The organism is Streptomyces sp. NPDC005374 (genome assembly GCF_042872225.1).
In the GTDB taxonomy this organism is placed as follows: Bacteria; Actinomycetota; Actinomycetes; order Streptomycetales; family Streptomycetaceae; genus Streptomyces.
The window spans coordinates 414,733-438,125 of record NZ_JBIAKA010000005.1; the positions used below are offsets into that span (position 1 = coordinate 414,733).

The following is a 23,393-nucleotide window of genomic DNA, read 5'->3' on the forward strand; positions in this document are numbered from 1 at the left end:
TTTTCGCACGAGGCGGCTTTTTGGAAAGCGTCCACGCCGTCACTGACGAGCGTTATCGTACATCTGATGGAATCCACGTCGGATGTAGTTGTACATAGCCAAGCGCACCACCAGTGGGATTCGGGATCGACGTCAATGTGGAGCCCTTGGCGCCTGTAGAGCCATAGGTAGGTAGACCTAGATCCTGCTACAAGTCTTTTCCCGCCCAGCTCAAATATAGTCATATCGCTCCGCCTTGCCGTCCGACTCCCCTGTCAATCCTCTTCCCTTTTAACCTTGACAAGGGCGCAAGCCGTCAGGAATACCACCACCACTATGGCGATTATCGCTATACCTGTTTCGTTCTGTTGTGCTGCGGCTTGCAGAACGACGCGTTTATCGCTGCTGTCGCCAGTTAGATCCGATCCGTTGGTCCCTTCACCTCGTAACGCGGCTACCTTTTCCAGTAGATTTGTCACTGCTCGGCGGGATTCGGCCAGTGCATTCTCTCGGGTTGTATCTGAAGTCCGCCGGGACACCTCAGTCGAGAGTTCAATCGTGAATTCTTGCTCCAATTCGTCGAGGAATGCTGCTGTGTGTTGCAAGGACCTTCTTGTAATTTTCACAGTAGGGTCCGGCGGGAATTCAAGAGTCACCATTCGAAGTGCCGCGAGGAGGTCGAGTACCTTGTCATCGTGTAGAGCTTGGCTCTGCTTCACTCCTAAGAGTCGCAATTGTTCGACGACCCAAAGCTCAACTCGGTCCAGAACCCTCGCCGTTGCTGAATCCTGGGCCGCCAGTTGGAGCGCTGATCCCGCGAAGTCAAGTACTGCGCTATCCCGATTAGCTAGATTTAGGAATGCGCGCGCATGGTTCCTTCCAGGTGATATCGGCATGCTTGCCCCCTTGATCGCCGCACCAGATCCTACTTGAACAGTGCTCTCAGGAGAGCGTGATGTCAATACATTGTCGACGGACGGTGCGGTGGATGCCGTATCAAGATCTGGTCCGACCTTCATAGTGGGCGTTGACCCTGATGTGGTCTTGAAAAGTGCCGCCGCAGTGATGGCACCGTGAGTTCAATTCCCAACACCTCCGCAGGTGAACGGCCCTCTATCAGGAAAATTGGTCGGGGGCCGTTCCCTTCTGCGCTGTCCGTCGATCACCATGGTTCCCCGTCAGTTCCGGATAGGTTGGGCACGGCACGGAGACAGGCGCCTTCTGATCCGTAGCTCTAACCGGAACTGGATGCGACCGGTCATTCAGGTCACGACGGGTGCGCCGAAAGGCGCCATGGAGGGCAGTGGGGTTGCTGGGGTTGCTGTGCTTCGATTTCGCACAGCACGACTCACGGGACGTCTTTCCATGGGTCGTAACGATTGAGCGTTTCTTGGTCCGGCCTGGGCGCCCCGTGGCAGAAACCACTGCCCATTTGCTGCGGGCCGTTACGCCGCCTCCCCGATCAGCGCCACCGTTGTCCTATTTCGTTTGCCGTTACCCTGCCTATAGGTGGAGTAGGCGTGGCGCCTGACGTCCAAGTGGAGCGTGCCACTCCATCTGCGCCTGGACACCAGGATCCACGTCTGCTCGAACCCAGTAGAGAAAGTTGCAATTCGGACGATCTGTGAGGGCTTTCCTAGTTTGTTTGACACTTGCCAGGGCCGGTCTTGCTGGAGCTGCGGCAGGCGGGCTGGTAGACCGTCACAGCGGTAGAGCCGCACCGTTCGGAGTTGACGGCAGTCCTGACGGTAACTACGGCACACAGAGGCGCATGATCGCTAACCTGAGCGATCGGAGCAGGAGGCCGCCCGTACTCCTCGCAGCGGGGTGCCCGATCCTACGGATCAGAAGGTCGCAGGGCCCTCTCTACGGTCCTACTCCTTGGAGTCGCGGGAGGGCGCGGGCACATGCCCCAGCGGGGCCCTTCTCTCTGCGGGTGCTGACAAGGCCAGCACAGCCCTAGCCTTACCCGCGTCGGCCTGGAGCCGCGAACCGGGTGCTGATGTTCGGCGCAGTGAGTATGGGGCGCGGAACAGAGCCAGTGGACCCCGTGTGGACCACGGCCGCTGCGAAACGCCTGGAGCCGGTACGCTGTACCCGCTCCGCCCCTGGTGGGCGGGGCTCAGGTGGGTTGCCCGAGCGGCCTAAGGGAACGGTCTTGAAAACCGTCGTCGCAGCGATGTGACCGTGGGTTCAAATCCCACACCCACCGCGTGAACGGTGCGAAGGAAGGGGTGTCCTCCGATGGAGGGCGCCCCTTCTGGGTGCCGGGGGTGTCGGAGCTGTGTGGCTTCGGTGTCGGGGCTGGGTAGGGGCAAAGCGTCCCGGCCGGTTCTCACGAGGGTGGCGGAGAGCGTGGAGCGTACGACTCGGATCGGAGTCACCGGTCACCGTGACCTCCCCGAGCCGGTGTTGGAGTGCGTGAGCACGGGGATCCTGGACGAGTTCGCGAGCCGGAGCGCCGGCGGTCCCGTGGAGGCGTTCAGCTCCCTGGCCGCCGGCGCCGACCAGCTCTTCGCCGACCTCGCGCTGCGGAACGGGATCCCCGTCACGGCGGTGATCCCCGGCACGGACTACGAACGGCATCTGGGCGGACGGCAGGTCCGCGCCGCGTTCCGGCGCCTGTTGCTCGCCTGCGCGGACCGGGTCGACCTGCCGGTCGAGCGGACCCGCGAGGAGGCGTACGCGGCGGCCGGTCGCTGGATCGTGGACCACACGGACCGGCTGGTCGCCGTGTGGGACGGTGAACCCGCTCGGGGACCCGGAGGTACCGCGGACATCGTGGCGTACGCGCGCCGCGCGGGCGTACCGGTGAACGTCCTGTGGCGCCCCGGCACACAGCGCCCCTGATCCGCGTCTCTCGCCTCCGTGGTCCGCGGCCCGCGCTCCCGCCTCACCCACCGAACCGCGCGAGCCAGTCGGTGTGCTGGGGCAGCATCAGGTGTTCCGTGTCGGACACGGCCTCGGGCCATCGTTCCTCGGTCACGCTCTGGGCGAGGACGGCCCGCTGTGTCTCCAGCCCCTCCCGCACCAGTGCGTGCGCGTACGAGAGCGGGTGGTGTCGTCGTGTCTCCAGCCAGGCGACGCCGGTCGCGGCCGAGGCGGCGAGCAGGCCGCTGAGGTCCCAGCCGGAGATGACGCCCGCGCTCCTGACCACCGCGGCGGTCAGGGCCAGCAGGGTCAGCAGCGCGGTCAGCGCGGACCAGAGGGCGGCGGCCCGGCGTGCCTGGACGGCCCGGCCGCCGTACCAGCTGAGCTGGTCGAGGACGCGGTCGCGCAGATAGATGTCCCTCCGGACGGTGAACGGCTTGTCGCGCACCGCCCGCATGGCGCGGGTGATCTGGGGATGGCGCGGATCGTCCGGCTTCTGCCTGCCGACCGGGTCCGACAAGGTGCCGGGGTACTCGGTCGCACCGGGGTCGTGGGAGGGCTCCCGCCACCCTATGCGCCGTAACGACCGCAGGTGCTCCTCCAGTTGCTGGTTGAACAGCCCGTCGGGGTCAGGCACCCGGGAGTGGAACGGGCCGCCGTGCACCATGTACTGCCACGCCAGCGACTTGACGGTCTCGGCGGCGTCGCGGTGCGCCTGCCAGTGGGCGCGTGCCCGGCGGCGCTGGATGACCACGCCGGTGACCACGGTGAGCCCGTACAGCAGGGCCGACAGGGCCGTGAGGACGTGGCTGCCGAAGTGATCGGCCAGGGTGGCGAAGACGGTCGCCACGAGCAGCAGCGCCAGCTGGGTCATGGTGGCCCGGAACGCCTCGCTCTGACGGTTCAGTGCCCACCGGTCGTTGGAACGGAACAACGGCGGCAGGTCGTCGTTTCCTATCGTCGCGCGCGGCCCTGGAACATCGTGTCCAGGTGTGGTTGCCGCCATCGATGGGTCACCTCGCGATGAAGTGGGTGAGCACTCATGGTGACTTGGAGTCGGGCGGGTGCCAACACCGCCTTTTCGGGGCGGACTTGATGGTGATGCCGACGAGATCCAGCCGCAAACGGGCAACCCGCCCCGCGGACCGGTCCACGGCTGATTGCCGTCCCTTCCTGAGACGAGAACGGCACGGCGACCTGTCCGCGGGACTACGCTCACCGCCGCGCAGGCGTTTCCACAAGCCGGTCGGCTTCGTTCTGGAGATGCCACCGACCTGGGTCTGCCACACGATTCGAACGCCGAGAACGGTCCACCGACCTCTCATGCGACGACCCGTACAGAGCCACCGACACCTTCAGGGAGCGCTGCTTTGACCAGCCGTGCCGTCCGACTCACCGAGCCTCCCGGATACGTCGACCGAGAGGAACTTGCCTCCCAGCTGGGGGTGTTGGGAATCGGGCCCGGCGACACCGTGCTGGTGCACGCGTCCCTGAGTGCTGTCGGGCGGGTGGACGGTGGTGTGCCGGCGGTCGTCGACTCGCTGCTGGACGCAGTCGGGGAGGACGGCACCCTCGTCGTCTACACCCAGACCCCCGACAACTCCGACCCGTCCCGGTGGCCCGTCACCCGGGGGCGTGCCGCGCCGGTGACGGAGTGGCCCCGGCTGCGGGAGACCCTGCCCGCGTTCGATCCCGGGCAGACCCCGAGCTACGGCGTCGGCGTGCTGCCGGAAGAGGTCCGCACCCGGCCCGGCGCGCTGCGCAGCAGCCATCCGCAGAGTTCGTTCGCCGCCCTGGGGCCGGCCGCCACCCAGGTCACCGCCGGGCACGCCCTGAACTGTCACCTGGGTGAGGAATCCCCCCTGGCCCGGCTGGAGGAACTGGACGCCCGCGTCCTGCTGCTGGGCGTCGGCTACTCCGTCTGTACGGCCTTCCACCTGGCCGAGTACCGGGTGCCGGGCCGGGGCAGCCGCCAGTACGGCTGCGCGGTCGCCGACGGCACGGGCAGGCGCTGGCACAGTTACGCGGACGTGGACTTCGACGCGTCGGACTTCCCGGTGCTGGGCGACTCCTACGAGTCACGGTCGGACCGCCCGGTCACCCGGGGTCGGGTGGGAACCGCCGACTGCCGCCTGTTCGATCTGGCTCCGGCGGTGGCATACGCGTCGAAGTGGCTGACCGAACACCGCCCGAGGTGGAGCTCGGCCGATTGACACGCTCCTCGCTCCGAGGGGCGAGGATTCCGGCCTTTCGCAGGGCTTCACCGGTCGCATTTCTGCCCGCTGGTGAGGGCTCCGTCCGTCCCGTCCCGTCCCTGCCGCTCGCCGGAGCCCGGCCCGCCCCCCCCGCCCCGGCGGCAGGACCCAGGCCTCCCCCCGCCCCCTCACGGCGCCCGATGCCCCGTCATCCGCGCCGCCGACCCGATCGTCGCCCGGGCCTCCCGTTCCGTGAGGCCCGTGTTGAGGGCCGCGTCCACCAGGGGTGCGACCAGCGCGGGCCCGATGCCGTTCTCGTAGGCGCGGCAGGCGGCCCAGAACAGGCGGGTGTTGCGCTGGCCCTCGTGGGCGGCGAGGACGAATTGGACCAGCCCCTGGCCGTGGTCGCCGGCCGAGGGATGGGTCGCGGGGTGGGTGGGGCGCGGTGGCGGCAGGAGCAGCCGGAGCAGCGCGGGTGGGCAGGGCGCGGGGGTGAGGTGGGCGGTGCCGGGGGCCGTGCCGTAGACGCCGTGGTCGGTCGCGGAGCCGGGGCCGACGAGGTAGCCGCCGGCGCCCCGGATGTCGATGCCGGGGGCCAGGCGGCCGGCCGAGTTGGGGACGGCGGCGTCGGGCGGCCCGGTCAGCCACAGGTGGCGGCCGCCGCTCGGGGTCAGGACGACGACCGTGTCGGGGATCGTGAAGAGGTGGCGCAGGGCCAGTTCGCGCAGGGCCGCCGAGGAGTCCGTGCCCGTCTTGGTGTCCAGGTCGATGCCGATCAGATGGTGGGGCGGCAGGCCGCACGCGATGCCGTAGCCGGTCGCCCAGGACGCGGCGGCGAAGAGTTCGCGGATGCGGACGGGGTCGGTCGAGGCGTCGTAGACCCCGTGGCCGAAGCGGCCGCACTCGCCGTGACAGGGCGGTACCGGAGGGCCTTCGGGGTTGTCGTCGCGGTGGGGGGAGCGCAGGGCCGGGAGCTTGGTCCGGGACAGGGGGATGACGGCCAGTCCGCGCTCGGCGGCTGACAGGGCGTGTGCGAGGGCCAGCGTCGTGGCCTGCCGGTCTGTGGTGGCCATGTCTCTATGTTCGTACGAGTGTTCGAAAAAGGGAAGGGTGGGTGGGTGCGACTCGCCGGGCCGGGGGGATTGGCCGAAAATCTGCCGGAACGCTTCCTCTGTTGCCCCGCTTGGCGATCAACGGCTCCCGACGCCCCGAATTGGTACCCGAAGTCGCGAAAGGGGTTTATCGACTTGTCCTCACGCTTCAGGGGGAATAACCCCTTCCGCTCTGGTTCGCCGGGGATTCGGTGGGCAACTCTGGTCTCGCGACGTCGTGCACAACACCGAGGTGGTCGGCCAACTGCCTTGGAGACAGCCTTACTTGACGTACAACCGGCAACAGGCCGGGTTCTGGAGGAAACACCATGGCAAGCATCCGTACCGCCCGCGTCATCGCCGCCGTCTCCGCCCTTCCGCTCGCCGCCGCTCTCTTCACCGGCGTCGCGGCGGCGGACAACGGCGGCTTCGCGGACGACGGATCGAACGCGGGTGTCGCGAGCATCGTGGGCAGCGGCGTCGGGCACGACAACAGCGGCAACTCGTCCACGACGCAGCAGAACGCCGTCGGCTCCGGCGCCTCGAACCAGAGCAACACCGCGCAGGTTCGCGGCTCCGCCTTCACTGCCGTCAACCAGGGGAACAGCAACACGTCCGTCAACTTCACCCCGCTGTGGTGGTGATCCGCGGGGACTGACCCGACTGGCGCCAGGAGGCGGCCGACGGGGGTGCGCTTCACGGGGGGTGCGCAAGGGGGGAGGGGGGAGACCTGGGGGAGTTCGAGGGGGGTTCAAAGGGGTGACACGTCTGCGCGGCGGTGCTTCGGCGCCGTCGCGCGGGCGTTTTGGCGTGCGTGGCACCGACCTTGACATCGCGTCATATCTGACGGACAGTCAGAAACCGTCGAGGGAGGGAGCACGCGCCTGTGAACCCCGTGAACCCTGTGAGCCCCGTGAACTCCGCGGGCCCTGTGAACTCCGCGGGCCCCGTGAACCCCGTGAACTCCGTGGACGAAGACGGCCTGACGGCCCGGCTCAAGGCCTACGAAGGGCGCTCCGCCGCAGTCGGCGGCACCGGCAAGGACCCCGTCAACGCCCCCATGATCCGCCACTGGTGCGAGGCCCTGGGCGACACCAACCCGGCCTACACCGGCCCCGACGCCATCGCCCCGCCGACCATGCTCCAGGCCTGGACGATGGGCGGCCTGACGGGCCACACCACCGGCCGCTCACAGGCCTACGACGAACTCCTCGCCCTCCTCGACGAGTCGGGCTGCACCTCGGTCGTCGCCACCGACTGCGAGCAGGAGTACCTCGCGACCCTGCGCCCCGGCGACGAGATCACCTTCGACTCCGTCATCGAGTCGGTCTCGGCCCGCAAGACCACCAAGCTCGGCACCGGCCACTTCGTCACCACCCGCACCGACGTCCGCGTCGGCCGGACCCTCGTCGGCACCCACCGCTTCCGCATCCTCAAGTACGCGCCGGAGCGGCGGAAGAAGGCCCCGCCCCGTCCCCGTCCCGTCGTCAACCGCGACAACGCCGGCTTCTGGGAGGGCGTCCAGCAGCGCCGACTCCTCATCCAGCGGTGCACCGCCTGCGCGGCCCTCCGCTTCCCCTGGCTCCCCGGCTGCGCCCGATGCGGCGGCCCCGACTGGGACACCCTCGAGGCGAGCGGCGAGGGCACCGTCTACTCGTACGTCGTCATGCACCACCCGCCGTTCCCCGCCTTCGATCCTCCCTATGCCGTCGTCCTCGTCGAACTCGCCGAGGGCGTACGGATGATCAGCAACGTGGTCGGGACGCCGTACGACAAGGTGCGGATCGGGATGCCGGTGCGGCTGGAGTTCCGGTCCTACGACGACGACCTGGTGCTCCCCGTCTTCCGCGCCGCCGCCGAGGAGGCCGTCGTATGAGGGCCGTCGTATGAAGGCCGGAGACCGGATACCGGCGCTGGAGATCCCGATCACGCGCACGCTGATCGTCGCCGGAGCCATTGCCTCCCGTGACTACCAGGACGTGCACCACGACCCGGAACTGGCCCGGCAGAAGGGTTCCCCGGACGTCTTCATGAACATCCTGACGACGAACGGCCTGGTCGGCCGCTATCTCACCGACCACTTCGGACCACGCGCGGTGCTCAACAAGTTGGCCATCAGGCTGGGCGCGCCCAACTACCCCGGCGATACCATGGTGCTGACCGGGATCGTGGAAACCCTCGAAGGCGCCACCGCGACCGTCCGGATCGTGGGGACCAACGGCATCGGCCACCACGTGACCGGGACGGCCACTCTCACCCTGGGGAGCACCCCGGGGAGCGCCGAATGAGCGCACGCGTGCGTGACCGGCTCGGCGGACAGGCCGCGATCGTCGGTATCGGGGCCACGGAGTTCTCGAAGGACTCCGGCCGCAGCGAGCTGCGCCTGGCCGCCGAGGCGGTCCGCGCGGCGCTCGACGACGCGGGGCTCACGGCGGCCGACGTGGACGGCATGGTCACGTTCACGATGGACACCAGCCCGGAGATCACCGTCGCCCAGGCCTGCGGTATCGGCGAGCTGTCCTTCTTCTCCCGCGTCCACTACGGCGGCGGCGCGGCCTGCGCGACCGTCCAGCAGGCGGCGCTCGCGATAGCGGCGGGCGTGGCCGAGGTGGTCGTCTGCTACCGCGCCTTCAACGAACGCTCTGGGCGCCGTTTCGGCTCCGGCGTCCAGCACCGCGAACCCTCGGCCGAGGGTGCCGCCCTCGGTTGGTCCCTCCCCTTCGGCCTGCTCACCCCGGCCTCCTGGGTGGCGTTGGCGGCCCAGCGCTATCTGCACACCTACGGCCTGACCCCGGAGGCCTTCGGGCACGTGGCCGTGACCGACCGCCGGTACGCGGCCACGAACCCGGTGGCCTGGTTCCACGGCCGTCCCATCACCCTCGCCGACCACGCGGCCTCCCGCTGGATCGTCGAGCCGCTCCGACTTCTGGACTGCTGCCAGGAGACCGACGGCGGCCAGGCGATCGTCGTCACGTCCCTCGCACGCGCGCGTGACCTCCCGCGCCCGCCCGCCGTCATCACGGCCGCCGCCCAGGGCGCGGGCCGCGCCCAGGAACAGATGACCAGCTTCTACCGCGACGACCTCACCGGCCTCCCCGAGATGAACGTCGTCGCCCGCCAGCTGTGGCGGACCTCCGGCCTGACCCCCCAGGACGTCGACGCGGCGATCCTCTACGACCACTTCACCCCGTTCGTCCTGATGCAGCTGGAGGAGTTCGGCTTCTGCGGGAAGGGGGAGGCGGCGGACTTCGTACGCGAGGACCGACTCCCCCTCAACACCCACGGCGGCCAGCTGGGCGAGGCCTACCTCCACGGTATGAACGGCATCGCCGAAGCCGTACGCCAGCTGCGGGGGACGGCCGTGAACCAGGTGCCGGAGGCGGGGCGGGTGCTGGTGACGGCCGGGACGGGGGTACCCACGTCCGGGCTGGTGCTCACAGCGGACGAGTAGCCCTCAGCGGTAACCCCTCAGTGGTAACCCCTCAGGGGTAAACCCGCAGTAGAAGTGCCCCGCTCATCCACCTTCAGGAGGTGCAGCCAGCCCCACCTCTACAACCTGAGGGGGAGTCTTCTTCGGCACCTGTGGCCGATGAGCGGGAGGCGGTCGCGAATCTAGCGTGGACTCATGACCACACCCGTCTGCACCAGCGCTTCGAAGGCCGCCGTACCGGCGACGCAGACCCTCGCGTACCCCTCGTTCGCCTCGTACGTGAAGGCCCGCCAGCCGGTGCTGCTGCGTACCGCCCGGTCGCTGACCGCGAACCCGAGCGATGCCGAGGACCTGCTGCAGACCGCCCTGACCAAGACGTATGTCGCCTGGGAGCGCATCGAGGACCACCGGGCCCTCGACGGTTATGTGCGCCGGGCCCTGCTGAACACGCGGACCTCGCAGTGGCGCAAGCGCAAGGTCGACGAGTTCGCGACCGACGAGATTCCCGAGCCCGACCCCGTGCCCGGCGGCGACGACCCCGCCGAGCAGCAGGCCCTGCACGACGCGATGTGGCGGGCGATCATGAAGCTGCCGGCCCGGCAGCGGGCGATGGTCGTCCTCAGGTACTACGAGGACCTCAGCGAGGTGCAGACCGCAGAGGTGCTCGGAGTCTCCGTCGGCACCGTGAAGTCCGCCGTCTCCCGGGCGCTCGGCAAACTCCGCGAGGACCCCGAACTGGTGCTCGCCCGCTAGGGAATCGGGGTCCCGCCCAAGCGGGGGCCGGCGCTGTGCCCGCCAGGGTCCAGGGGCCGCGCCCGGCAGCAGACCGAGGTCCCGCCCTGACCGGGAACCAGAGCCGCGCCCCGGCAGGGGTCCGGGGTCGCGCCCGGTAGGAAACCCGAGGTCTCGCGCCGCCAGAGAACGAGCCGGGCACGCCAGCGGACCAGAGCCCCGCCCGCCAGGGAACCAGAGGCGCGCCCGGGAGACGCCATGGTGGGGAACCGATCGCGGGAGCCGGCCGTTGTGAGGGCATCGTGACGTGATCGATCGCCCGGCTCTAGTGACATACCGCGTGGTATGTGCGCAGAATCGGCGCAACCCTGACCACCGCGCAGGCAATGTCGCCACCGGGAGGACGCCGTGCTGAGCACCATGCAGGACGTACCGCTGACTGTCACCCGCATCCTCACGCACGGAGTGCAGGTGCACGGACGGTCCCAGATCATCACCTGGACCGGCGAGGGCGAGCCCCAGCGGCGCAGCTTCGCCGAGGCCGGTACCCGCGCGGTGCAGCTGGCGAACGCCCTGCGCGACGAACTGGGCGTCCGGGGCGACGACCGGGTCGCGACCCTCATGTGGAACAACGCCGAGCACGTCGAGGCGTACTTCGCGATCCCCGCCATGGGCGCGGTCCTGCACACCCTCAACCTCCGCCTCCCGGCCGACCAGTTGGTGTGGATCGCCAACCACGCGGCCGACAAGGTCGTCATCGTCAACGGCTCGCTGCTGCCGCTGTTGGCCCCGCTGCTGCCGAAGCTCCCGACCATCGAGCACATCGTCGTCTCGGGACCCGGTGACCGCGCCCTGCTCGACGGCGTGCGCCCCCGGGTCCACGAGTACGAGGAGCTGATCGCGGACCGGCCGAAGACCTTCGACTGGCCGGAGATCGACGAACGCCAGGCCGCCGCCATGTGCTACACCTCCGGCACCACCGGCGACCCCAAGGGCGTGGTCTTCAGCCACCGTTCGATCTACCTGCACTCCATGCAGGTCAACATGGCCCAGTCGATGGGCCTGACCGACCAGGACACCACCCTCGTGGTCGTGCCGCAGTTCCACGTCAACGCCTGGGGCCTGCCCCACGCCACCTTCATGACCGGCGTCAACATGCTGATGCCGGACCGCTTCCTCCAGCCCGCGCCCCTCGCCGAGATGATCGAGAGCGAGCGGCCCACCCACGCGGCCGCCGTCCCCACCATCTGGCAGGGCCTGCTCGGAGAGCTCACCGCCAAGCCGCGTGACGTCTCCTCCCTCACCCAGGTCACCATCGGCGGCTCGGCATGTCCGCCCTCGCTCATGGAGGCCTTCGACAAGCTCGGCATGCGGGTCTGCCACGCCTGGGGCATGACGGAGACCTCCCCGCTCGGCACCGTCGCGCGCCCGCCGGCCCACGCGGTCGGCACCGACGAGGAGTTCGCCTACCGCCTCACCCAGGGCCGCTTCCCCGCCTCCGTCGAGGCCCGCCTCTCCGGCCCCGGCGGCGAACGCCTGCCCTGGGACGGCGAGTCCGCAGGTGAGCTGGAGGTCCGCGGCCCCTGGATCGCCGGCGCCTACTACAACGGCCCGGACGCCGAACCCCTGCGTCCCGCCGACAAGTTCAGCGAGGACGGCTGGCTGAAGACCGGCGATGTCGGCACCATCTCCGCCGACGGCTTCCTCACCCTGACCGACCGCGCCAAGGACGTCATCAAGTCCGGCGGCGAGTGGATCTCCTCGGTCGACCTGGAGAACGCGCTGATGTCGCACCCGGATGTCACCGAGGCCGCCGTCGTCGCCGTCCCCGACGACAAGTGGGGCGAGCGCCCCCTGGCCACGGTCGTCCTCAAGGAGGGCTCCACCGCCGACTTCGAGTCCCTGCGGGCCTTCCTCGCGAGCGACGTCTGCAAGATCGCCAAGTGGCAGCTCCCGGAGCGCTGGTCGATCATCACGGCGGTCCCGAAGACGAGCGTCGGAAAGTTCGACAAAAAGGTGCTCCGCAAGCAGTACGCGCAGGGCGAGCTGGACGTCACCCAGCTCTGAGAAGCGTCAGGGACACGGCGATCAGGGCGCCCCGGCCGGCACCGGGTGCCCTGATCGCCGTACGGCAGCCGGCGGCCCTGTCAGTTCGTACCGATCCGAGCCAGCAGATCCACGATCCGCGCCTGCACCTCGGGACTGGTCGAGCGCTCGGCAAGGAACAGCACGGTCTCCCCGGAGGCCAGCCGCGGCAGATCCGCCTGATCCACAGCAGCCGTGTACACGACCAACGGCGTCCGGTTGAGCTGCCCGTTCGCCCGCAGCCAGTCCACGATCCCGGCCCGCCGCTTGTGCACCTGCATGAGGTCCATCACCACGAGGTTGGGCCTGAGCTGCCCCGCCAGCGTCACCGCGTCCGCGTCACTGGCCGCGCGCGCGACCTGCATCCCGCGCCGCTCCAGCGTCGCCGTCAGCGCCAGCGCGATCTCCGCGTGCTCCTCGATGAGCAGCACGCGCGGCGGATGCTGCTCGCTGTCCCGCGGCGCCAGCGCCTTCAGCAGTACGGCGGGGTCGGCGCCGTACGCCGCCTCCCGCGAGGCCTGCCCCAGCCCGGCGGTCACCATGACCGGCACCTCGGCCGCGACCGCCGCCGTCCGCAGCGACTGCAGTGCGGTCCGGGTGATCGGCCCGGTCAGCGGGTCCACGAACAGCGCGGCGGGAAAGGCCGCGATCTGCGCGTCGACCTCTTCCCGCGAATGCACGATGACCGGCCGGTACCCGCGGTCGCTCAGCGCCTGCTGGGTCGTCACGTCCGGCGCGGGCCACACCAGCAGCCGCCGCGGGTTGTCCAACGGCTCCGGCGGCAACTCGTCGTCCATCGGCTGCGGCCGGGGGGTGTGCGGGATCTCGACGGCCCCACCGGGACCGTCCAGCGGCTCGGGCCCCTCGGCGGCGTTCTCGTCCGGCGCTCCTATGGCGTACGAGCGTCCGGCCGCCTCGGTGGCGTGCGCGAGCCGCGACTGCCCGGCCAGTGAGGGCTGCGGCTGCGGTTGCGGTGCCTGCGCCGGTACGGCCTGCTCGGCCGCGGGATGCGAACGCGCCGCCTGCTCCGGCGCCCCCGCGGCGACGGGGTCGGGCCGGGTGCCGAGCTTGCGCCGCCGCCCGGAACCGTTCGACTGATGCGGCGGCGGTGTGGCTGGCCCCGGCTGCTGCACCTGCACCGCCTGCCGGGTGAACGGAACCCCCTGGCCCAGGGTCCGCACACTGATCGCCCGACCCTGCGTCGAGTTCGGGTCGACGGGCGCGGCGGCCGCTTCGGCGGGCAGCGGGGCGCCGGGCGGCAGAGCGTTCTGCCCGGACCGCGGAACCTGTGGCGCGGGCTGGTTCGGGGGTACGGCAGTGGCGGCGCCGGAGGTGTCGTGGGTGGCGGGCCACGCCTGGGGCACCTCGGCGGGGAGGGGTGCGGCCGGGGCGGGCGCGGCCTGCGGGACCAGGCCTGCCTGGCCGGTCACGCTCGGCACGGAATCGCCCGGGAACGGAGCCGACGGCACCGCACCGGGCACCTGCTGGGCGGGAGCCGTCGGAACTCCCACGGGGACCGGCTGACCGGGCGCGGCCGCCTGCGCCGGGACCTCCTGCGCGGGCGTACCGGCCGCGGCCTCCACCGGCTGGGCCACGGCCCGTCGGCGACGGCCCGTCGGCGCGCTGGTGGGGTGCGGCTGCGGCGGGGTGTGGTCGTCGGCCTGGTCGTGCGGCACGGCGTCGTGCCGACCGTCCTCGCCGTGGCCGTCGGCGGGCACGGGCCGACCGGGAACGGCGACGGCCTGGCCGGGCACCTGGACGAGCCCGTTGGCCGGAACCGGGGTGGAGGCGGCAACGGGGGCCTGCCCCTGCCCGGGGATCTGCCCCTGTGCGGGGACCTGAGCCTGTGCCTGTGCCTGTGCGGGGACCTGAGCCTGGGCCTGGGAGGGGGCGGGAACCGGCCCCAGGCCGGGCATCTGCATCTGAGCCGGAACCTGACCCTGCACCTGACCCGGGACCTGCATCGGCGCGGGGGCCTGACCCTGGGCAGGCATCTGTCCGGGCACCTGTCCGGGCATCTGGGCCGGTCCCGCCGGGTCCGTGCCGCCGTCGGCCGGGCGGTCCGCGTCGGCCGGCGGGAGGGCGAACACCGCGCGGGGGGCCGCCTCCTGAGCGGCCGCACGCTCCGTCGCGGCGGCCAGGGCACGCCGTCGTCGCCCGTCCTGCTGCTGTGTGCCGTCGCCGGGCACGTCCTGCCCGGACATCTGGCCCTGGCCCTGGCCCTGGCCCTGGCCCTGGCCCTGGCCCTGGCCCTGGCCCTGGCCCTGGCCCTGGCCGGGCTCGGAGGCAGAGGCACCCGTGCCCGCGGGCAACGCCGCCGGCAGCGCGTGCTGCTCACTCCCGTCGCCCAGGGCACGGCGACCCGCGGGCGCGGGTACGCCCTGCGGAGGTACGGTCCCGCCGAGACCGGTCCCCGTGGCCGCGGCCCCCGCCGCGTGCTCGGCGGCGGTGACCACCGCACCCTCGGAGACGCCGTCTCCGTCGAACACCTCGACCTCGCCGCCCTCGGCGCCCTCGGCGGGTCGTCCACGGCGCCGCCCGGTACCGCCCGAGCCGTCCCCGTCGTCGCCGGAGACCTGCGCCGGTACGGACCCGAGCTGCTCCTGCTCGCCCGCCGCCCGCCGCCTGCGCCGACCGGTGGGCGCGGTGGACTCGTCGGCCTCGGGCGGTACGTCACCGTCGAGGAAGGAGTCGGTGGAGGACCGCCGGGCCCGCCGTCGCCCGCCGCTCTCGGCGGGGGCGACCTCGGCAAGACCCGTCTCCATGGCAGCGGCCGCCGCGGGAGCGGCCTCCAACGCGGCCGGACCGGGAGCCGCGACGGCCCCCGCCCCACCCCCGATGGGCACTTCGAGGACGTACGCGCTGCCGCTCATGCCCGGCACTTCGTGCGTCTGCAGCACACCGCCGTGGGCACGGACGATCCCGCGCACGATCGGCTCGTGCACCGGGTCTCCCCCGGCGTACGGCCCGCGTACCTCGATCCGTACGCCCTCGCCGCGCTGCGCGGCCGCCACCACGACCGTGTTGTCCATGTAACCGCCCGCGGAAACGGGCGAGTTGCCTGTCGCGTCGACCCCGGCGACGTCCGCGATGAGATGCGCGAGCGCGGTCGCGAGGCGCTGGGCGTCGACCTCGGCCTCGATGGGCGGCGCGTGCACGGCGAACTGGACGCGCCCCGGCCCGATGAGCTCGACCGCGCCGTCCACACCGGCGGCGACGACCGCGTCGAGCATGACGTTGGAACGGGTGATGGCGTCGGTGCCGGCGTCGAGGAGCTGGTAGCCGAGGACGTTGTCGATGAGGTTGGTGATGCGGGAGTAGCCGGCCGAGAGGTGGTGCAGGACCTGGTTGGCCTCGGGCCACAGCTGCCCGGCGTCGTCGGCGGCGAGCGCGGACAGTTCGCGGCGCAGTTCGTCGAGCGGCCCGCGCAGGGAGCGCCCGAGCAGCGTCAGGAGTTGGTCGTGCCGACCGGCGAGGGCCTCGTAACGGTCCTTCTCGCGCTCCCCGAGGGCCGCGTACCGGTCCTCGCCGGCGGCGAGCTCCTCGTCGTGCCGTTCCTGGAGCTCCTCCAGTTCGGTGATGTGCTTCTGGCGCAGCGCGGTCAGCTCGGAGGCGTGCTCCTCCTCGATCCGCTCCAGCTCCTCGGCATGTGCCTTCTCGGCGGCGGCCTTCTCCTCCGCGAGGGTGTCGTAGGGCCGCCGGTCGGTGAAGGTGAGCACGGCGCCGACGAGCTGGTCGCCGTCGCGCACCGGCGCGGTCGTCAGGTCGACCGAGACCTTCTCGCCCTTCTTGGACCACAGCACCTGCCCACGCACCCGATGCTTGCGCCCGGAGCGCAGGGTGTCGGCGAGCGGGGACTCCTCGTACGGGAAGGGGGTGCCGTCGGTGCGCGAGTGCAGGATGAGGTCGTGGAGCTCGCGCCCGCCGAGATCACTGGCCCGGTAACCCAGTATCTGGGCGGCGGCCGGGTTGACGAGCACGATCCGCCCGTCGGTGTCGGTGCCCACGACGCCCTCGGCCGCGGCACGCAGGATCATCTCGGTCTGCCGCTGCGAACGGGCCAGCTCGGCCTCGGTGTCCACGGTCCCGGTGAGGTCGCGCACGACGAGCATCAGCAGCTCGTCGCTGCCGTAGCCGTAACCGTCGTAGGCCTGCTGGCCGTTCTCCAGGTTTGCGCTGGTGACCTCGACGGGGAACTCGGTGCCGTCGGTCCGGCGGGCCATCATCCGGGTCGGCTTGGTCCGGCCGCGCGGGTCCATGTGGTCGGGGCGCCGCATGGAACCGGGGATGAGCCGGGAGTCGAAGTGCGGAAGCAGATCCAGCAGCCCCCGCCCCACCAGAGCCGTCCCCGGCGCCTCGAACGCCTCCAACGCGATGGTGTTCGCGTTGACGACGGTCCCATTGGCGTTGACCAGGACCAACGCGTCCGGAAGCGCGTCGAGTATGGCTGCGAGGCGAGCAGCGCCTCGGGATGGCCTGCTGCTCACGAGACGCTTCCTCCCTGTTACTGCACCTGGCCGACCGATCGGGCCATCTTGCCAACCTGCCCGCGACGTGTCACGCGAGGGAGTCTAAGCGCAGCGGTTGTGCGGGGGTGCTGGATGAGAGGGAGGTCGCACGACGAAGTGAAGTAGAACGTGTGCCCGTACGTCGCCGTGCGGATCCGGTCTACGACCCCACCTTGGGCAGGAGCGGCACGAACCGGTCCCAGCGGGCGGTGTCGCACCCGTCGCTCCTGTCGAACCCGGCGTCCACGGGGCGTCCGGCCCAGGTCCCCGTGACATGGGCGGTGGCGGGACCGCCGTAGAGCATCGTGCAGACGCTGCCGTCGGGGACGGGGGCGAAGGTGTCGCGCCCCCACCGGGTGTTCCGGTCCAGGGTGTCGCAGGCGCCGGAGGGGTCGGGGTGGGAGCCGTGCGCGGGATGACAGTCGAGCTCGTAGGTCCCGTCGGCGCCGCCTCCCGCGTCCTTGACGGTGACGGTGAGGTGGTCGCCGTCGGCCGTGTGGACGGACGCGGAGGCGGGTGCGGGTGCCAGGGCGACGAGGAACAGGGGGAGCGGGCTCAACCGCGCGAGCCGGCGGAATCCGGTGACGTGTGACATGCCCTGACTAACGCCGGACGCCGTCGTACGTTGCGCGGAAGCACTTTGCCCTGCGCCCCGCCCGCCTAGTACCGTGGGAACCGATTGGTGGCGCGACCTTCGGCTGTGTCATCATCTGCACGCACCACTCGCGCTCGCGCGGGCGGCTGTGCTGGAGGCGTCGCCTAGTCCGGTCTATGGCGCCGCACTGCTAATGCGGTTTGGGACGCAAATCCCATCGAGGGTTCAAATCCCTCCGCCTCCGCGCAAGATCACCGAAGCCCCGGTCCACGCGACCGGGGCTTCGTCGTTGCGTTGACCGCCTCGAACGTGTTTCCGCAGGTCACAAGGGCTACGGCAAACGGATTTCACATGGCGCCAGCAGTCATGTAATGTTCTTCCTGTCGCCGCGAGCGGCCCGGAAGGGCAAGAAACGGCGAGAAAACAGAACAAGCACTCGTAGCTTAACGGATAGAGCATCTGACTACGGATCAGAAGGTTGCAGGTTCGAATCCTGCCGAGTGCACAGCAGATCAGAGGCCCCAAGGATTGATCCTTGGGGCCTCTGGCTTTTGCGTTGACGGCAGTGTTCGACGGGAACCCCTGCGACCGCTCCGGAGACGGCACCGTGTTGGTGGAGCCTGTTCGGCAGTTGATGCGGGCGCGGGATGAGATCACCGATCACCTGCGAAAAGCTGGAGGTCTCTCCTGAATACATCCACCGGACAGGCTTCGGGGAAGCGTGCTGTTCCCCACTCGGTCCGGTGCGCTTGTGGTGCGGGTATCAGGGCGGCGGAGGTCGTGCTGGTGCGGTGCGTTGTCAGTGGGCGTGGCTAGGGTCTCAGACGCGCGGCCGGCTTCCGAGGTGTCCAGCTCTGTAGAGCAGTTGCATCCCCGGCTCTGTCTGGGGGCGGCCCGGGACCTAACCGACGGTCGGGCTTCGTCGATCGCTGAGGAGAGACCTGTCAGCGTCGGCCGCGCACCAAGCTTTTCCCCGGGCGGGATGAGGTGGTCGGCGCTTTCCCCGTCGTCCACGTGTCCGTGGGCGTCGACGGTGATCGGGGCAGTACCTGTTCGGTCAACGGCCCGTTGTCGGGGGAGAAGTCCGGGTGGTCCGTGACCGGGTGGCGGGTACCGTGCTTGGAATCGGCACTGTCCGGCCGGCCGGTCGCCGTCTCTATACCGGATACCGGTCAATATCGGGAGCCGGTCTGTGCCACCGTGACTCGTCGGCCGATCTTCAGCGAGCCGGGGGCTCGGCGGGCGGGGGTGCCGCCGGGCCGAACCGGGCGTGGCCCCTACGCTCCTCCGGCGAGCGGATGGGTGTGTCCGGGAAGCTGCCCGCCTGGCGGCACATACCGCTGCCGTCCGCTCCGGTCGGTCACCGGTGTGAACCCGGCGGCCTGCAGCCGAGCGGCGTACTTGGCGCTGTAACGTCGGCCATAGGCGCGCAGGACGGGCATCAGGGCCAGGAACGCGACCCAGACGATGCCGACAATGACGACCGCGACGGTGTTCTCTCGCAGCGTGAGACAGATGGTCGCAGCGGACACGGTGAAGAAGAAGAGCGCTATCGCCATCTGCAGCTTGTCGATGGGCCGGCTGTTGCTGTCGACCACCATGCGGGCCTTGAGGAGATCGATCGCGTCGGGCACGAAAGGCGGCAGCGCCACCCCCTCGTCGGCGTCGGGGTACTGCGCCCGGTTCTGCGCAGCGCGCTCCTGGCCCTGCCGGCTGGGGTCGGGCACGATGAACAGGACGAAATTGTTGTTGGTGCCCAGCTGCAGGTCGGCGTACTCGTACCCGAACTGCTGGGCGATGAAGGCGAGTCGGGCGAGGCGCTTCCATGACTGTGCGGAGACCGTCAGCTGAACGGGCTCCCCGCTCGCCATCTCCCGCAGCATCTTCCGCACTTGCCTCTTACTCACCAGCGCCCCCATCAATCGCAGTCCATGCAGTCTGCCATTAACGGCATGCTCATGCCCGGACAAGGTGAACCGGACCGGCACGGCCTTGGCAGCCGATACTGGGCTTGCCTCTGTCCATTCGCCGTACGGAAACGAAGTACGGCAACTCCGGCTACCGGGATGCGCAGATGACCACGCAGACTCACCCCGTCGACCACGACCTTGTCGAGGCCGCCGCGCATGTCGCTCGTACGCGTTGCCGGGGTGACAACCACACCATGGCGGCCGCGGCCCGGGCCCCGGACGGCAGGATCGTGACCGCGGTGAATGCCTACCACTTCACGGGCGGCCCCTGCGCCGAGTTGGTGCTCATCGGCACGGCCGCCGCTCAGGGTGTCTACGAGCTGGACACCTTGGTCGCCGTCGGCGACCGCGGGCGTGGGGTGGTGCCTCCGTGCGGTCGGTGCCGGCAGGTTCTCCTCGACTACTTTCCCCGCCTCAATGTCATCGTCGGCACGAACGACGGTGTGCGCGCTGTCCCCGTCGCGGAACTGCTGCCCGAAAGCTACGTCTGGGCCGACCACCAGCTTGACGCGGAGTGAGAGCGGAGTGAGAACCGATGAGAGGCCCCGGGGTTGATCCTCCGGGGCCTCTCGCGGGGTGGTCGTCCATGGACCGGGGTGAACTCATACGGCGCTCGCGGCCAGGCTGTGGAACGCCTGGGTGGTGCCGGGGTGGGCGATCTCGTCGAGCAGGTGGCGCCAGTCGGGGTCGGCCGCGGCGGGGTGGGCCAGGTCCCATGCGGTGAGGAGCGGGGCCAGCTCGCTGCCGGGGGAGATCTCGGCCGGCAGGGAAGATGAGGAGGACAGGGAGGGCGTGGAGAACAGTCGCGGGTTCATGGGAGTTCCTTCCGGAGGAGGCGGTGAACTCGGGGCCGGGGCCCGGGGATCCCGGATCCGATGACTTCTACGATGCCTCCGATCCCGGGACGGCGACATGTGGCCGCCTGCCCAATCCATGGTGGGGCCAGCTGCACCCCCAGGGGGTCGCCAGCCCTCCCAAGGGACCTGCCGGGTTCCCCGGGCCGCGCTGTCGTACCCCTCCTCTGCGGTCGTTGCCGTCGGGGGAACGGGTGGACCAGGCGGAGGTCATCGATAAGGCGGCTGCGGTTCGTGAACTCTCCGAGGAGCTGGCGGTGTTCGGGGCGCCGGTGCGCTTCGTGTTCAAGGTGCCGTGTCTCGGGAGGAGTAGCCCCTACCGCTCGGGGTGGAGCCCTGCGGCGTTGCCTGACGGCGCTGACCTCCGCCGCGCCGGTCAGCAGGCGCCGGTCAGCAGGCGGCGGTCAGCAGGCGGCGGTCACCGCGGCCTGGGACAGGGCCGGTCGGGGCAGGGCCGCGGTGACCGCCGCCGAGTGCTGCGGCTTGCGGGTGCCCGCGAAGACGAACAGGCGCAGGACCAGGAAGCGGCCGATGCCGGCCAGGCCGGAGGCGGTGAGGTAGACCGCCTGCTCGGTGAGCATGCTCGGCGCCGACTGGAACGTGTGGAGCAGGATCATCGCGGCGCTGGTGACGATGTACGCGGCGACCGCGGAGCCGGAGGACTGGAAGTGCTGGCGCCAGCCCGGGCGGCGGCCGGTGCCGAAGGTGAACAGGGCGTGCAGCTCGGTGCAGAGAAGCGTCGAGACCACCGTGATCACCGCGTTCGCGACCGCCCACGGCATCGTCATGGCCACCAGCGGCACGGCGAAGCTGGAGAGGACACCGATCCCGCCGCCGCAGACGACGAAGCGGACGAAGGAGGCGAGGGGGCCGGGGGCCGAGGAAGCGGAGGGAGCGGACGGGGACTGGGTCCTGTCGGCCGTCTGCGTCTCCATGGTGTTTCCCTCCGGCGTGGCTTCTCTGATCCGCTGGATCCCGGTGGATCAGCTGAGATCAACGATGCCGTCGCGAGCTCGCCGGAACGATGGAGTGCTCTCCCGAACTCATGGTGGGGCTGGCTACACCCCCGGGGTGGGGAGACCCCGCTACCGGCCCTCCGCGTCCTTCGCCCGAAGCTCCTCGATGTACGCGAGCGCCAGGTCGGTCGTACGGCTGAACCAGTCGTGGAGTACGGCGATCTCGTCGGCGGAGTACTCCGCGAAGACGGCGCCGAGGCGGTCGTAGTAGGGCTGGTAGAGGGCGACGACCCGGGCCACGGCGTCGGGCAGCGCGGCGACCCGGACGCGGCGGCGGTCGGTGGGGTCGGGGACTCGGGTGACGTAGCCGCCGCGTTCGAGGCGGTTGAGGATGCCAGTGACCGCGCCGGTCGTGACGTGGGCGTGTTCGGCGAGGTCTCCCGCGGTGAGGAGGTCGTCGCCGGCCTTCAGGATCCAGGCGAAGGACAGCAGGTCGGTGACGTTCAGACCCAGCCGCTGGGCCATCTCCTGCTGGCCGAGGTGGGCGGTGGCGATGAAGAAGTCCATCGCCTCCAGTGCCTGGGCCGGAGTGGCGGTGGGGCGGGGCTCGGCGTGCATCGGATTCCCGGTTCTGTGGAGGGGGTTCGGTCCATCAGCGCATATCTCTTAGGTTGTAAGAGGTTTCTGTACTAAACTTCTTAGCTAGTGAGAGACCTGCGGGCGGAGGAGGATCTGTGAGTGCACATCAGTATGACGAGGGGCATACGGTCGCGGGGTGGACCGGCGTCGGCATCGCTACGGTCGGGACTTCCGTGCTGGGGCTGGGGGTGTGCACGGTGTCCGGCCCGTTGATCTTCGCCGGTCTCGGGGTCACCGCGCTGAGCGCTCTCGTCACCTGGGTCCTGCATCTGACCGGATGGGGCAAGCCGCCGGGGCGCCGACCGCGCGAGCAGTGGGGCATGCGGGTGCGGGACACGGGCGCGCGGCAGGGGCACGCCGGGTGCGTCGGGTGCCGGATGGCGGGGCGGGGAGGCTCGAGGAAGCCGGCCACGGCGGTCGAGCCGCGGGGTGCGGTGGTGGCGGAACCGATCTCCGTGGAGTCGGTGGGCTGACGTCCCTCGCGCGACCCCCGTTGTCAGTGGTGCCCCCTACTCTCGTGAGAGATGGCACAGGCATGGAAGTGCTCGGGGCTGCGATGGTCGGCGGACGGTCCCGTGCTGCGGTGGGACGGCGGGCGGCGCAGTGCGCTGACCTGGGGGAAGCGGGTGGCCTTCGGGGTCGTGGAGGGGGGTGTGCGGACGTGTGTGGGAGCGCGGGGGCATGCGTGTGCGGCGCGGGCGGTGGTGTCGGGGCGGAGCACGGGGGCGCGGTGCGAGGAGTGCGCGCGGCTGGACCGGTCGCACTCGGTGGCCGCCGACACCCTCGCGGACGATCCTCGGCCGTACCGGGTATATCTGGCCTGGTTCGGGCCCGGCATGACCAAGGTGGGCATCACCACGCACGAGCGGGGGTCAGCGCGGCTGCTGGAGCAGGGCGCCGTCTGCTTCAGCTGGCTGGGCACCGGGCCGCTCATGGCCGCGCGGCGCACCGAGGAGCTGCTGCGGGCCGCGCTGTCGGTGCCGGATCGCGTTCCGTACGGCGCCAAGCGGGCCGTACGGTCCGCCCTGCCCGTGTCGGCCGCTGAGCGGGCCGCCGAGATCGCCGGGCTGCATGCGCGGGCGGTGACGCTGACCGGCTGGCCCGAGTCCCTGGAGCGGGCGTCGTACGAACCGGTGGATCACGTCGCGATCTTCGGTCTCGTGGGCCTCCCCGCTGCCGTGGGCGAGGTGCGCGAACTCGTCGCCGGCGGGGTGGTGGGCGGTCGGCTCGTCGCGGCCGCCGGGCCCGATCTGCACCTGGAGACGGAGGGCAAGGGGGTGGTCGTACTGGACACGCGGCTGATGACGGGGTGGGAGCTGGTTCCGGCCGAGGGGACGGAGAACACCGTGCCGACAAGGGAGTTCAAGGAGAGGCCGGGGTTGCAGGACGGGTTGTTCTGACCCAGGGGGTATGCCCCAGTGCCGTGGCTCGTGTCGGTGGGGCGGGGCCCTGGCAGAACTCCGCGTGTGCGCCTCGTCCGTAGCGCCT

Annotated in this window: 20 protein-coding genes and 3 tRNA genes; 14 read left to right on the forward strand and 9 right to left on the reverse strand. The window is 70.4% G+C overall.

Annotation, left to right across the window (positions count from 1 at the left end; translation table 11 throughout):
• Positions 1–254 precede the first annotated feature (254 nt).
• Positions 255–875: a hypothetical protein gene (locus ACFYRX_RS15680; protein WP_389099794.1), complete on the reverse strand. Its 621-nt coding sequence runs from the start codon at positions 873–875 to the stop codon at positions 255–257.
• A 1,229-nt stretch (positions 876–2,104) separates the two neighbouring features.
• Between ACFYRX_RS15680 and ACFYRX_RS15685 the strand changes: the two genes are divergently transcribed.
• Positions 2,105–2,191: transfer RNA gene (locus ACFYRX_RS15685), tRNA-Ser, on the forward strand.
• 131 nt (positions 2,192–2,322) lie between these two features.
• A complete protein-coding gene (locus tag ACFYRX_RS15690) occupies positions 2,323–2,829 on the forward strand; it encodes a hypothetical protein (protein ID WP_389099796.1) in 507 nt (168 codons plus the stop codon).
• 43 nt (positions 2,830–2,872) lie between these two features.
• Here ACFYRX_RS15690 and ACFYRX_RS15695 read toward each other — a convergent pair whose 3' ends face one another.
• Positions 2,873–3,784: a DUF4231 domain-containing protein gene (locus ACFYRX_RS15695; RefSeq protein ID WP_389099797.1), complete on the reverse strand. Its 912-nt coding sequence runs from the start codon at positions 3,782–3,784 to the stop codon at positions 2,873–2,875.
• A 436-nt stretch (positions 3,785–4,220) separates the two neighbouring features.
• Here ACFYRX_RS15695 and ACFYRX_RS15700 point away from each other — a divergent pair, with 436 nt between their 5' ends.
• Positions 4,221–5,063 carry an aminoglycoside N(3)-acetyltransferase gene (locus ACFYRX_RS15700; protein WP_389099799.1) on the forward strand — a complete coding sequence of 281 codons (843 nt, stop codon included), beginning with the start codon at positions 4,221–4,223 and terminating at the stop codon, positions 5,061–5,063.
• A 170-nt stretch (positions 5,064–5,233) separates the two neighbouring features.
• On the opposite strand, the gene ACFYRX_RS15705 is transcribed toward ACFYRX_RS15700, so the two are convergent.
• Positions 5,234–6,118, reverse strand: a complete 885-nt coding sequence (locus ACFYRX_RS15705; protein ID WP_389099801.1) for a bifunctional DNA primase/polymerase — start codon at positions 6,116–6,118, stop codon at positions 5,234–5,236.
• Between the two features lie 347 nt (positions 6,119–6,465).
• Between ACFYRX_RS15705 and ACFYRX_RS15710 the strand changes: the two genes are divergently transcribed.
• From ACFYRX_RS15710 to ACFYRX_RS15735, 6 genes are all read left to right on the forward strand, one after another.
• Positions 6,466–6,780 carry a hypothetical protein gene (locus ACFYRX_RS15710; RefSeq protein WP_389099803.1) on the forward strand — a complete coding sequence of 105 codons (315 nt, stop codon included), beginning with the start codon at positions 6,466–6,468 and terminating at the stop codon, positions 6,778–6,780.
• Between the two features lie 323 nt (positions 6,781–7,103).
• Entirely contained in the window at positions 7,104–8,012 is a 909-nt protein-coding gene (locus ACFYRX_RS15715; protein WP_389100018.1) for a bifunctional MaoC family dehydratase N-terminal/OB-fold nucleic acid binding domain-containing protein, read from the forward strand.
• A gap of 10 nt (positions 8,013–8,022) precedes the next feature.
• The gene (locus ACFYRX_RS15720) at positions 8,023–8,424 is read left to right on the forward strand and encodes a MaoC family dehydratase (RefSeq protein ID WP_389099805.1); all 402 of its coding nucleotides are present in this window, start codon (positions 8,023–8,025) and stop codon (positions 8,422–8,424) included.
• Positions 8,421–9,587: a lipid-transfer protein gene (locus tag ACFYRX_RS15725; protein ID WP_389099806.1), complete on the forward strand. Its 1,167-nt coding sequence runs from the start codon at positions 8,421–8,423 to the stop codon at positions 9,585–9,587. The genes ACFYRX_RS15720 and ACFYRX_RS15725 overlap by 4 nt, the downstream gene beginning before the upstream one ends.
• A gap of 174 nt (positions 9,588–9,761) precedes the next feature.
• A complete protein-coding gene (locus ACFYRX_RS15730) occupies positions 9,762–10,319 on the forward strand; it encodes a SigE family RNA polymerase sigma factor (RefSeq protein WP_037722273.1) in 558 nt (185 codons plus the stop codon).
• Positions 10,320–10,706: 387 nt separating this feature from the next.
• Positions 10,707–12,365 (forward strand): long-chain fatty acid--CoA ligase, encoded by a 1,659-nt coding sequence (locus ACFYRX_RS15735; protein WP_389099808.1) that lies wholly within the window; start codon positions 10,707–10,709, stop codon positions 12,363–12,365.
• Positions 12,366–12,445: 80 nt separating this feature from the next.
• Here the strand turns inward: ACFYRX_RS15735 and ACFYRX_RS15740 are convergent, their stop codons facing one another.
• Positions 12,446–16,870, reverse strand: a complete 4,425-nt coding sequence (locus tag ACFYRX_RS15740; RefSeq protein ID WP_389099809.1) for a PAS domain-containing protein — start codon at positions 16,868–16,870, stop codon at positions 12,446–12,448.
• A gap of 181 nt (positions 16,871–17,051) precedes the next feature.
• Positions 17,052–17,486: an SSI family serine proteinase inhibitor gene (locus ACFYRX_RS15745; RefSeq protein WP_389099811.1), complete on the reverse strand. Its 435-nt coding sequence runs from the start codon at positions 17,484–17,486 to the stop codon at positions 17,052–17,054.
• A gap of 153 nt (positions 17,487–17,639) precedes the next feature.
• Here ACFYRX_RS15745 and ACFYRX_RS15750 point away from each other — a divergent pair.
• Together ACFYRX_RS15750 and ACFYRX_RS15755 are read left to right on the forward strand one after the other, a co-directional pair.
• Positions 17,640–17,730, forward strand: a tRNA-Ser gene (locus tag ACFYRX_RS15750).
• 188 nt (positions 17,731–17,918) lie between these two features.
• Positions 17,919–17,991, forward strand: a tRNA-Arg gene (locus ACFYRX_RS15755).
• A gap of 772 nt (positions 17,992–18,763) precedes the next feature.
• Here the strand turns inward: ACFYRX_RS15755 and ACFYRX_RS15760 are convergent.
• Positions 18,764–19,393 carry a hypothetical protein gene (locus tag ACFYRX_RS15760; RefSeq protein ID WP_389099813.1) on the reverse strand — a complete coding sequence of 210 codons (630 nt, stop codon included), beginning with the start codon at positions 19,391–19,393 and terminating at the stop codon, positions 18,764–18,766.
• Between the two features lie 167 nt (positions 19,394–19,560).
• Here ACFYRX_RS15760 and ACFYRX_RS15765 point away from each other — a divergent pair, with 167 nt between their 5' ends.
• The gene (locus ACFYRX_RS15765; protein ID WP_389099814.1) at positions 19,561–19,974 is read left to right on the forward strand and encodes a cytidine deaminase; all 414 of its coding nucleotides are present in this window, start codon (positions 19,561–19,563) and stop codon (positions 19,972–19,974) included.
• Positions 19,975–20,058: 84 nt separating this feature from the next.
• Here the strand turns inward: ACFYRX_RS15765 and ACFYRX_RS15770 are convergent, their stop codons facing one another.
• From ACFYRX_RS15770 to ACFYRX_RS15780, 3 genes are all read right to left on the reverse strand, one after another.
• Positions 20,059–20,271: a hypothetical protein gene (locus tag ACFYRX_RS15770; RefSeq protein WP_389099816.1), complete on the reverse strand. Its 213-nt coding sequence runs from the start codon at positions 20,269–20,271 to the stop codon at positions 20,059–20,061.
• 443 nt (positions 20,272–20,714) lie between these two features.
• Positions 20,715–21,245, reverse strand: a complete 531-nt coding sequence (locus ACFYRX_RS15775; protein WP_389099818.1) for a GtrA family protein — start codon at positions 21,243–21,245, stop codon at positions 20,715–20,717.
• Positions 21,246–21,395: 150 nt separating this feature from the next.
• A complete protein-coding gene (locus ACFYRX_RS15780) occupies positions 21,396–21,884 on the reverse strand; it encodes a MarR family winged helix-turn-helix transcriptional regulator (protein ID WP_389099819.1) in 489 nt (162 codons plus the stop codon).
• A 116-nt stretch (positions 21,885–22,000) separates the two neighbouring features.
• Here ACFYRX_RS15780 and ACFYRX_RS15785 point away from each other — a divergent pair, with 116 nt between their 5' ends.
• Complete coding sequence (locus ACFYRX_RS15785; protein ID WP_389099821.1) at positions 22,001–22,378, forward strand: HGxxPAAW family protein; 378 nt, start codon at positions 22,001–22,003, stop codon at positions 22,376–22,378.
• Positions 22,379–22,429: 51 nt separating this feature from the next.
• Positions 22,430–23,305 carry a DUF2797 domain-containing protein gene (locus tag ACFYRX_RS15790; RefSeq protein WP_389099823.1) on the forward strand — a complete coding sequence of 292 codons (876 nt, stop codon included), beginning with the start codon at positions 22,430–22,432 and terminating at the stop codon, positions 23,303–23,305.
• The last annotated feature ends 88 nt before the right edge of the window (positions 23,306–23,393 follow it).

Coding starts and splice junctions, on each gene's coding strand:
- ACFYRX_RS15720 (WP_389099805.1), top strand. CDS start 8,023: ATGAAGGCCGGAGACCGGATACCGGCGCTGGAGATCCCGATCACGCGC.
- ACFYRX_RS15765 (WP_389099814.1), top strand. CDS start 19,561: ATGACCACGCAGACTCACCCCGTCGACCACGACCTTGTCGAGGCCGCC.
- ACFYRX_RS15730 (WP_037722273.1), top strand. CDS start 9,762: ATGACCACACCCGTCTGCACCAGCGCTTCGAAGGCCGCCGTACCGGCG.
- ACFYRX_RS15790 (WP_389099823.1), top strand. CDS start 22,430: ATGGCACAGGCATGGAAGTGCTCGGGGCTGCGATGGTCGGCGGACGGT.
- ACFYRX_RS15725 (WP_389099806.1), top strand. CDS start 8,421: ATGAGCGCACGCGTGCGTGACCGGCTCGGCGGACAGGCCGCGATCGTC.
- ACFYRX_RS15710 (WP_389099803.1), top strand. CDS start 6,466: ATGGCAAGCATCCGTACCGCCCGCGTCATCGCCGCCGTCTCCGCCCTT.
- ACFYRX_RS15780 (WP_389099819.1), bottom strand. CDS start 21,884: ATGCACGCCGAGCCCCGCCCCACCGCCACTCCGGCCCAGGCACTGGAG.
- ACFYRX_RS15770 (WP_389099816.1), bottom strand. CDS start 20,271: ATGAACCCGCGACTGTTCTCCACGCCCTCCCTGTCCTCCTCATCTTCC.
- ACFYRX_RS15745 (WP_389099811.1), bottom strand. CDS start 17,486: ATGTCACACGTCACCGGATTCCGCCGGCTCGCGCGGTTGAGCCCGCTC.
- ACFYRX_RS15705 (WP_389099801.1), bottom strand. CDS start 6,118: ATGGCCACCACAGACCGGCAGGCCACGACGCTGGCCCTCGCACACGCC.
- ACFYRX_RS15680 (WP_389099794.1), bottom strand. CDS start 875: ATGCCGATATCACCTGGAAGGAACCATGCGCGCGCATTCCTAAATCTA.
- ACFYRX_RS15775 (WP_389099818.1), bottom strand. CDS start 21,245: ATGGAGACGCAGACGGCCGACAGGACCCAGTCCCCGTCCGCTCCCTCC.